We start from the raw sequence: 279 nt of genomic DNA, 5'->3' as shown, positions 1-279 counted from the left end.
CTACGTCGGTAGTCAGCCAGTAGGTCGGACCCACGTCAGCTTCTTCTTCTTTCTGCCCCTGCGAGGTGAGCGAGTGCAGGCGAATCATCATGGCGTCATAACTGTCTACGGTGCTGATGTCCCATCCTACCAACGGATGTGTCTGGATGACGTCTTTATTTCTGTCCATTATAACCTCCGTATTACTCGTTAAACGAAGTGCTTCTTGTGGTTCAATGCGGCTGTATCGTGCACTAGCGAAACAATTATAACATGAAATAGCGGGTACAATAGTAAAAA

Annotated in this window: 1 protein-coding gene; it reads right to left on the bottom strand. The window is 47.3% G+C overall.

Going from position 1 to position 279, the window contains the following annotated elements; all coding sequences use genetic code 11:
• The coding region (gene bssS / locus KVT28_RS24955) for a biofilm formation regulator BssS (RefSeq protein ID WP_217550826.1) at positions 1–169 on the bottom strand (169 nt) is incomplete at its 3' end.
• Positions 170–279 lie beyond the last annotated feature (110 nt).

The organism is Pantoea sp. GbtcB22 (assembly GCF_019091025.1).
Taxonomy (GTDB): Bacteria; Pseudomonadota; Gammaproteobacteria; order Enterobacterales; family Enterobacteriaceae; genus Pantoea; species Pantoea leporis.
Note: the sequence above shows the minus strand (reverse complement) of the source record. Positions and strands in the feature narration are given on the sequence as shown.